Source organism: Maritalea sp., assembly GCF_047634455.1.
In the GTDB taxonomy this organism is placed as follows: Bacteria; Pseudomonadota; Alphaproteobacteria; order Rhizobiales; family Devosiaceae; genus Maritalea.
This window is the reverse complement of sequence record NZ_JBLIAI010000030.1, coordinates 24,377-31,812: the sequence shown is the minus strand read 5'-3', so window position 1 is coordinate 31,812 and position 7,436 is coordinate 24,377. Positions and strand designations below refer to the sequence as shown.

At 50.1% G+C, this 7,436-nt stretch carries 9 protein-coding genes and 1 pseudogene; 6 read left to right on the top strand and 4 right to left on the bottom strand.

Annotation, left to right across the window (positions count from 1 at the left end):
- Both ACJAZW_RS09295 and ACJAZW_RS09290 read left to right on the top strand, forming a co-directional pair.
- The coding region (locus tag ACJAZW_RS09295; RefSeq protein WP_415157346.1) for a hypothetical protein at positions 1-446 on the top strand (446 nt) is incomplete at its 5' end.
- Positions 439-1,083, top strand: coding sequence for a hypothetical protein (locus ACJAZW_RS09290; RefSeq protein WP_415157344.1), 645 nt, complete (start codon positions 439-441; stop codon positions 1,081-1,083). The genes ACJAZW_RS09295 and ACJAZW_RS09290, both read left to right, overlap by 8 nt.
- On the opposite strand, the gene ACJAZW_RS09285 is transcribed toward ACJAZW_RS09290, so the two are convergent.
- The 3 genes from ACJAZW_RS09285 to ACJAZW_RS09275 all read right to left on the bottom strand — a co-directional run bounded on the left by ACJAZW_RS09285 (position 1,080) and on the right by ACJAZW_RS09275 (position 4,461).
- Entirely contained in the window at positions 1,080-1,739 is a 660-nt protein-coding gene (locus ACJAZW_RS09285; RefSeq protein WP_415157342.1) for a DNA-3-methyladenine glycosylase I, read from the bottom strand. The two genes, ACJAZW_RS09290 and ACJAZW_RS09285, sit on opposite strands and share 4 nt — an antisense overlap.
- A 3-nt stretch (positions 1,740-1,742) precedes the next feature.
- Positions 1,743-2,735: an MDR family oxidoreductase gene (locus tag ACJAZW_RS09280; protein ID WP_415157340.1), complete on the bottom strand. Its 993-nt coding sequence runs from the start codon at positions 2,733-2,735 to the stop codon at positions 1,743-1,745.
- Between the two features lie 115 nt (positions 2,736-2,850).
- On the bottom strand, positions 2,851-4,461 hold the full coding sequence (locus ACJAZW_RS09275) for a glutamate synthase-related protein (protein WP_415157338.1): 1,611 nt from the start codon (positions 4,459-4,461) through the stop codon (positions 2,851-2,853).
- A gap of 413 nt (positions 4,462-4,874) precedes the next feature.
- Between ACJAZW_RS09275 and ACJAZW_RS09270 the strand changes: the two genes are divergently transcribed.
- Entirely contained in the window at positions 4,875-5,177 is a 303-nt protein-coding gene (locus tag ACJAZW_RS09270; protein WP_415157336.1) for a hypothetical protein, read from the top strand.
- 114 nt (positions 5,178-5,291) lie between these two features.
- Here ACJAZW_RS09270 and ACJAZW_RS09265 read toward each other — a convergent pair.
- Positions 5,292-5,434 (bottom strand): annotated as a pseudogene (locus tag ACJAZW_RS09265) (oxidoreductase); the annotation flags it as partial.
- A 180-nt stretch (positions 5,435-5,614) separates the two neighbouring features.
- On the opposite strand from ACJAZW_RS09265, the gene ACJAZW_RS09260 reads away from it, so the two are divergent.
- Genes ACJAZW_RS09260 through ACJAZW_RS09250 form a run of 3 tightly spaced genes read left to right on the top strand, consistent with a single transcriptional unit; the run spans position 5,615 to position 7,430 of the window.
- A complete protein-coding gene (locus ACJAZW_RS09260) occupies positions 5,615-6,160 on the top strand; it encodes an iron transporter (protein WP_415157334.1) in 546 nt (181 codons plus the stop codon).
- A 35-nt stretch (positions 6,161-6,195) separates the two neighbouring features.
- A complete protein-coding gene (locus ACJAZW_RS09255) occupies positions 6,196-6,558 on the top strand; it encodes a cupredoxin domain-containing protein (protein ID WP_415157332.1) in 363 nt (120 codons plus the stop codon).
- A gap of 8 nt (positions 6,559-6,566) precedes the next feature.
- Positions 6,567-7,430, top strand: coding sequence for an FTR1 family iron permease (locus ACJAZW_RS09250; protein WP_415157330.1), 864 nt, complete (start codon positions 6,567-6,569; stop codon positions 7,428-7,430).
- The last annotated feature ends 6 nt before the right edge of the window (positions 7,431-7,436 follow it).

Below are 7,436 nucleotides of genomic sequence, written 5' to 3'. Positions count from 1 at the left end.
GTTGCACCTGTCATCACCTGGGTGAAGGTTTTGATGATGGGCCGCTGGTCAAAGTGCGGCGCTTTCCGATCGAGCCCGAAAAACTTACAGGATTTGACCTTGAGGCCTTGGCGCAGGCCGAAATGCTTCGATTGTTTGGGGAGATCGTAAAGCTTGTCGAGGAAGGCTCACCTTTGCCTTCCACACCACAGCCAGCTCACGAAATACGATACCATTCCTTGGATGAGTTTTTGCCAATGAAACGCATCCCAGACGATGTAGATGCACACACATCTGATCGCTATGCGCGTGCCTTTTGGTTTCCCCCTTATGAAGGCGCATACTTGGAGGTAAACGGCGTCAAACATGAAGTTATACCGGCGACCGTGCGTGAGCGTTTGGGTGTGCCGTTGTGTCAAAATGTCATGACAAATCTATCGGCGGTTTTGGGACAAACCAATGAATAATGCCGAGCTCGCGAAATATGTCACACAGCAACTCGCCAACTTGTTGCCTGATACCGATTTGGTTGAGGCACAGGGGGCCATTGCCCATCACTTGCCGCAAGCGTTGGACAGACTACATCACCTCATCAGCAAAGTAAAAATGTGGACGCCGGGTAAGTTTGACCACCTTCATTCGACCCAATATTGCACGTTCCTGTATTTGCTCTCCCATGAGATTTGGCAGCAAACCGGAGAGCGAGAATGGCCGACACGGTTGTTTTTGCTCAACAAGGCGATGAACGGCATTGATCTGTTTTATGAAATCGAAATGCCGCCGGTGTTTTTTATCGGCCACTCGGTTGGCATCGTCTTGGCCAAGGCGACATATGGCAATTATTTGGTACTCTATCAAAACTCTACAATTGGTAAGAACCACGGCACCGCGCCGGTGATTGGTGAACGCGTGATCATGTATCCAAACACTGCGATCATTGGCCGATGCAACGTTGGTAATGGCACAGTACTCAGTCAGGGAACCGGTTTGATCAATTGCGATAGTCCGGGCCAATGCAACACATTTATGGGACCAGATGGTCGTCCTACATTCAATTCATTCAAGTCCGAAGAAATCCCAGCGACTGAGTATTTCCGCTTCTAGTCGACGCTAAGGGCCAATATTTTGGAAATGTTGGTCAATCCTTGGCCAGATTCATCCACCCATTGATTGAATGCGCTTTGCACCGCATTGAGGCCCTTCGCCGAGCTTGGCATTTTGTCGACTACGCCCTCAATGGATAACCGCTTGATCACATCTTTAGACAAGACATAGCTTTGTTTGCCCATGTTCCGCAAAAGCCGTTGTCCCGAATTTCCACCAAGGCGTGACCCCTGTTTGGTCAACATCAAAAGTAACGAAGCCAAATCTTCTGACGGCCAATTAAACAAGTATTCCGCAGCAGAGCCGTGTTCAGCAGATAGGCTATTCAGAAATAACGCATTTTCGATCACCGCGTTAATTTTTGCATGATTGCGCACAATCGATTTATCCGCCAAAAGCCTATCAAGATCCTCGTCGAAATAGTTGGCGATCCGCGCGGGCTCAAATCCTTCAAAAGCGACTTGAAATCCGGGCCATTTGTTCTCGATTACTTTCCAACTGAATCCGGCTTGAAAAATACAACGTGCCATTTCCTCTAACCAGCAGGCATCACTTAATGCGTCAATGGCTGGCGGTGCGTGTGCCAAGCGCGAATGCAGCGCCGCTGCGCCGTGCCGTTCCTCAGCGATGTCATAAATTTCCTCAAAGCTGCGCATTACCTATCCGTTCACATCAACAACGACACGACCGCGCACCTCGCCGGCCAAAATGGCTTTGCCCAATGCTGGAAGATCAGCCAACGTCGCCGGCTCAATCATCGAGTTGAGTTTATCCATGGGCAGGTCAGTGGCGACGCGCTGCCAGGCCCGTACGCGATCATCATAGGGGCGACGCACTGAATCAATACCAAGCAAGTTCACACCGCGCAGCAGGAACGGGATGACGGTTGCGGGCAGTTGCGCACCGCCAGCCAAACCGACAGCTGCAACAGAAGCGCCATATTGCATTTGCCCGAGAACGCGGGCGAGCATTGCGCCACCCACTGCGTCAATGCACCCGGCCCACATTTCTTTTTCAAGTGGCCTCTTAGTGATCTCGTTCAATTCTTCGCGCTGCACAATCGTTATTGCCCCAAGAGATTTCAAATAGTCCGCTGTTTCAGGACGCCCCGTGACGCCAGCCACTTCATAGCCAAGGTTTGAAAGTATGGCCGTCGCCACCGACCCAACGCCGCCAGCTGCGCCCGTCACCAGCACGGGTCCGCGCCCTGGCTTCAGCCCGTGGTCTTCTAGCGCCATCGTCGCCAACATGGCAGTTAAGCCAGCGGTACCGACCGCCATCGCGTCTTTGGTGCTCAAACCTTTTGGTAATGGCACAAGCCAATCGGCTTTCACCCGGGCTTTTTGCGCATAGCCGCCCCACCAGCTTTCACCCACGTTCCATCCGGTCAGCACAACTTTATCGCCCGGTTTATAACGCTCGTCATTTGACGCCTCAACAGTCCCAGCGAAATCAATGCCTGGCACATGCGGGTAGTTGCGCACCAGACCGCCGCCAGCGCCAAGGCACAAACCATCTTTGTAGTTGAGGGTAGAATATTCAACCGCAATCGTTACGTCGCCATCTGGCAACTGATCGAGTTCTAACTGTTCAATCTGAGCGGATGTTTTGCCCTCATCGTCCTTATGGACCATCATTGCATTGAACGACATTTTGCGACTCCTGATTTGACCAGTTACTCAAATCAGTTTGCAACGGCCGCGCAAGAAGGGCAAATCGAAATGTTGCAAAACAGTTCTGCTTACACGTTCCAGCAATCCACTTTATTTATCGTACGCCGCCAAATTCAATGCCTGACAATTCGGCCATTTCCTTTTTCCATGTCGTTAGATCATCTATGTTGAAACCAGATAGGTGATCGTGGCCACAAGCCCGCGCCATCACTTGCATCAACTCAACTGACGCGTTGAAGAAGTTCTTCAGGCGGTGCGCCGATTTTTCAGCTTCCAGCCGAGCGATCAAATGCGGCTTTTGCGTTGCAATGCCGACTGGGCAATTGTTTGTGTGACAGGCCCGCATCGCGATGCAACCAATGGCTTGCATAGCAGAGTTAGACAAGGCAATTGCATCTGCGCCAAGTGCTAGCGCCTTGATAAAGTCTGCCGGTTTGCGTAACCCGCCAGTAATAACCAATGTTATATCACCACGTCCCAGCCTGTCCAAATGTCTACGCGCTCGCGCCAAAGCTGGTATGGTTGGCACAGAGATATTGTCGCGAAAGATAACGGGTGCCGCGCCAGTGCCACCGCCGCGCCCGTCAAGAATAATATAGTCGACACCAACCTCAAGCGCTGCGTCTATATCTTTTTCAATGTGTTGCGCGGACAATTTATAGCCGATGGGAATGCCGCCGGTTCGTGCACGCACTTCTTCTGCAAATTCTCTGATTTGACCTGGTTCAGTCCATTCGGGAAATCTGGAAGGCGAGATTGCTGGTTCACCTTCATTTAGGCCACGCACCTGTGCGATTTTGCCTTTAACCTTCGCACCGGGCAAATGCCCGCCAGTGCCTGTTTTTGCGCCCTGACCACCCTTAAAATGGAAGGCTTGCACTTTTTCCAATTTATCCCACCCAAACCCAAATCGCGCCGAAGCAAGTTCGTAAAAATAGCGCGAGTTTTCGGCCTGTTCTTCGTCCAACATGCCCCCTTCACCTGAGCAAATGCCAGTGCCCGCCAATTCTGCACCACGCGCCAACGCAACTTTTGCTGTTTCAGATAGCGCGCCAAAACTCATATCTGACACAAAAAGCGGGATTTTGAGTGTTAGCGGTTTTTTTGCATTTGGCCCAATTATCACCTGTGTGCCGACAGGTTCATCGTCAAGCAAAGGCGGACGGTGCAGTTGCGCCGCGAGCAATTGAACATCATCCCAACTGGGCAGTTGGTCGCGCGGCACGCCCATCGCATCAACGACACCGTGATGCCCGGTCTTTTTCAACCCATCACGTGCATATTGTTGGATCAAGCCATTGCTAGGCTCTTCTGGGGTACCATGGCTGGTGTCCGCGTACAGACCCAAATAGGCGTCTCGGTTGAACGGCTGCGGATTATCTTTTGCCCACGCCTGAATTTCATGTTCATCAACAAGAACTTGATCATCCTCGACCCATGCTGAGAATTTTGGCAGCACTTCTGAATTGGTATATTCTGAAACACCCGATTCCAGCCGATAATCCCAATAGTGAACGCCACACATCAAGTTGTCGCCCCGCACAAATCCATCAGCCATCAATGCGCCGCGGTGCAAACAACGCCCGTAAAACACAGCCACATCCTCATCCAAGCGCACGATGACCAAATCCACTTCGCCCACAAGGGCATAAGTTGGATCCCGGTCTTTGAGTTCACTAAAGTGTGCTATGGATGTTTTTTTCATTGTATGGCCTTGTGCTTGTCCCTGGCAACTTGCAGTTTTCACTGAACAAACTGCTTCTTTATTGGCAAAGACTGAAGGCGTTGGCGAAACCTGTCAAATGACGTTTAAGTTTATTTATAAACATTGGTTTGACGCGCAAATAAATGCGAATCGCTCTCAGCTATTTCAACAAAGCAGCTTAAGTTCGCCCATTGATTTGATGAAATCGGATGCATAAACGTTGATGCTCAAAGGTCGAAGAGACTGTTTGTGTTTATGCGGCGACGATATTGATCTTGGCAGCAAACCAGAGATTAATAAGTGCGGCACACCCGTGTCATACGAATTTTTGGGCACGTTTTGGCATTTCAGCTTGAAACTACCCGAAACTACCCCACTTCTGGTGCACAAATGCGGTTTCTAACGGAGTAGACGTGTCAAAAAGAGATAGAAGACGTTTTGAACGTCAATTTGATCGCATTGAACGACTGGTGCCGGATGTAGCTCGACGCGCCATGCGCTGGCTACGTAACCCTTACGGGCGGCTCATTCGCATTCCATTGGGCGTTTTATTAGTGCTGGGGGGCATTCTCAGCATATTGCCATTATTGGGCATTTGGATGCTACCACTTGGCCTTTTGCTACTGGCAATCGATATTCCATTTTTGCAGCGACCAGTTGGGCAATGGATTATTCGTTTGCGGCGCTGGTGGGAGAACTGGCGAAGGCCAAAATAACATGGTTCGTCGAACGGACTTTCAATCTTAAATGAACCACTTACAACTGAACGTAGCACACGACCACACCAGCCCGTGTTGGCGCACAAACTAAGCAAACAATATTTATGAGAAGCGGTAGCCGGTCAACACCACCTTGCGGTGGGTTGATAACGCTCATCATTTGAGGCTTCAACGGTGCCTATAAAGTCAATACCGGGCACATGCGGATAGTTGCACAACAGACCGCCACCGGGGCCAAGACACGAGCCATCTTGTCACCCCCGATTTGACCAATTGTTCAAACCAGTTTGCAAAGGCCGCACAAGAAGGGCGAATCGAAATGTTACAAAACGGTTCTGTGGTGTGCGACAAATTATATCTTGATTATTATAATCACCTTTTGTAAATGAATAGCGAGCGATTCATGCTCTTGTACATTGTTAAGGATCAACATCATGGGACCATTTGCGTCACACTCTGCTTCGCGTACCGTTTTGGCCGCACTTACTTTAGGATTTACTGTTAGCACCGCAGCCGGTTTGGAATATCCAATCGGCAATCCGGTCAATGTGAACGGTTTGGAAGTTGCCGCTGTTTATTTGCAGCCCATTGAAATGAAACCGGACGGTATGATGAACCCCGCCGCAACGTCAGATGTCCACATCGAAGCTGACATCCACGCGCTTGCAGACAATCCGAACGGGTTTGCTGAAGGCGAATGGATGCCGCATCTAAAAATCCAATATAGGCTGGTTAAAAAAGATAGCGGCGAGATTGTTGAGGGAGATTTTATGAAAATGGTAGCCAGCGATGGTCCACATTATGGTGACAATGTCGATCTGCCCGGAATGGGCGAATATAGTTTAACCTTCACGATTGGGGTCGACCCGATGTTTGGTCGCCACTCAGACCCTGAAACAGGTGTTGCGCCATGGGCCGAACCATTTGAAACTCGCTACGAGTTTATTTTTGCCGGAACGGGCAAAAAAGGTTCCTACTAGTCTATTCTTCGACATCGCGCTAAGGATTCTGATCCATGCACATTTTTCGTTTATGTGGGCAATTTTTAGGACGCTGCCATCTCGCATTCGTCTTGCTTACGCTGGCTTTTACAAGCAGTGCAATTGCCAACGAAATGCCGGTTTTTGACATTGAGTTCAATGACGGCATCGTCAGCACTCGCTATCTTGAAATTCCGGCAAATACGCCGGTTAAGTTGGTGGTGCGCAATATTGGCACAACACCAATTGAGTTTGAGAGCTTGCGCTTGCGTAAGGAAAAAGTGATTGGCCCGGGCGCGGTGTCGTTCGTGGTGATCCGTAAGGCATCACCGGGCTCTTATCCGTTTTTTGATGAATTTCACCCCGAAACCACTCAAGGCGTCATCGTCGCAAAATAGGCTGTTTCATGTTTTATCAAACACTTTTTATCGTCTGGCGTGAGAGCATTGAAGCCCTGTTGATCATCGGCATTTTACAAAGTTGGTTATCCAACAATGCTGACCAGCGCGGCCTGTCGCGGCCCTTGTGGTTTGGGGTACTTGCCGGTCTGTTCGCCGCCATGTTGATGGCCGGAATTTTGTTGCAATTCAGCGCCAGCTTGCCGCCAGAAGGGCAAGACTATTTTCAAGCGGGCATGGTGTTCACCGCCAGTGCCTTGATCGTTCACATGGTTATGTGGATGCGACGTGAGGGCGCAAATCTTAAGTCGGTCATGCAATCCGGCCTTTCAACGAGCGCGCAAAATGGAAAAATGCTCGCCGTGTTCTCAATCGCAGCGATTGCAGTTGCCCGCGAAGGTGCAGAAACGGTTATATTTTTGATCGGCGTTTCAGCAGCTTCAACGCCAAGCACCGTCATAGAAATTGGGCTAGCGTTTGTCAGTGCGCTCGCTTTAGCCGCTCTGACCTATGGGGCGCTGCAATTTGCTCGGCATCATATGCCGTGGCGTTGGTTCTTCGCCATTACCGAATATATGCTGCTGCTACTTGGTTGTGCGATGTTTGTTAAAGGGTTCGAGTATTTGATTTCAATTGGCATTCTCCCTTACACGGACGTGCTGTGGGATAGCGCTTGGTTGTTGGATGATTTTACACGGTTTGGCAGCATTGTCGCTGGTTTGACCGGTTATCGATCTGCCCCTGATGTGATCACCACCAGCAGTTGGGCGATATATTGGGCGGTTGTTGCTTTGTTGATGAGTTTGATAGGGCGCAAACGTTTAACAAAGTCCAACACCCCGAAGCAAAACAGACCTGTTAGCCAAGGGTAGAAAACA

Coding starts and splice junctions, on each gene's coding strand:
- ACJAZW_RS09290 (WP_415157344.1), top strand. CDS start 439: ATGAATAATGCCGAGCTCGCGAAATATGTCACACAGCAACTCGCCAAC.
- ACJAZW_RS09285 (WP_415157342.1), bottom strand. CDS start 1,739: ATGCGCAGCTTTGAGGAAATTTATGACATCGCTGAGGAACGGCACGGC.
- ACJAZW_RS09280 (WP_415157340.1), bottom strand. CDS start 2,735: ATGTCGTTCAATGCAATGATGGTCCATAAGGACGATGAGGGCAAAACA.
- ACJAZW_RS09275 (WP_415157338.1), bottom strand. CDS start 4,461: ATGAAAAAAACATCCATAGCACACTTTAGTGAACTCAAAGACCGGGAT.
- ACJAZW_RS09260 (WP_415157334.1), top strand. CDS start 5,615: ATGGGACCATTTGCGTCACACTCTGCTTCGCGTACCGTTTTGGCCGCA.
- ACJAZW_RS09255 (WP_415157332.1), top strand. CDS start 6,196: ATGCACATTTTTCGTTTATGTGGGCAATTTTTAGGACGCTGCCATCTC.
- ACJAZW_RS09250 (WP_415157330.1), top strand. CDS start 6,567: ATGTTTTATCAAACACTTTTTATCGTCTGGCGTGAGAGCATTGAAGCC.